This window comes from Streptomyces doebereineriae (assembly GCF_031845645.1).
In the GTDB taxonomy this organism is placed as follows: domain Bacteria; phylum Actinomycetota; class Actinomycetes; order Streptomycetales; family Streptomycetaceae; genus Streptomyces; species Streptomyces canus.
On sequence record NZ_JAVREZ010000112.1, the window covers coordinates 1 to 536 of the forward strand.

General features: G+C 67.4%; 1 protein-coding gene. It reads left to right on the top strand.

What is annotated here, in order from left to right:
• Window positions 1–536, top strand: a 536-nt coding sequence (locus tag RNB18_RS50960; protein ID WP_449657657.1) for a histidine kinase, incomplete at both ends; no start/stop codon positions are given.

Consider the following 536-nt stretch of genomic DNA (forward strand, 5'->3'; position numbering starts at 1 on the left):
GGCTCGAACGCGGCACCGACCTGGTTGCCGCGGTGGTCGAGACGCACGGGCGCAAGAAAACCGCCGACCTGCTCGACGGCATCGAGACCATCCCGCCGCGCTACGTCGAGTACCGGGGAGGCAGCTTCCCCGAACTCGACGTGGCCGCGGTGCTGGCCCGCAATCCCCAGGTGGTGCTGGTCGACGAACTCGCCCACACCAACACCCCGGGCAGCAAGAACCCCAAGCGCTGGCAGGACGTCGAGGAACTGCTCGAAGCCGGGATCACCGTGATATCAACGGTCAACGTCCAGCACCTGGAAAGCCTCAACGACGTGGTCACCCAGATCACCGGAATCGAGCAGCAGGAGAAGGTTCCCGACGAGGTGGTCCGGGCGGCCGACCAGATCGAGTTGGTCGACATCACCCCGGAGGCGCTGCGCCGCAGGCTGTCCCACGGCAACGGCTACGCGCCGGAGCGCGTCGTCGCCGCACTGTCGAACTACTTCCGGCGCGGAAACCTCACCGCACTGCGCGAACTGGCCCTGCTGTGGCTG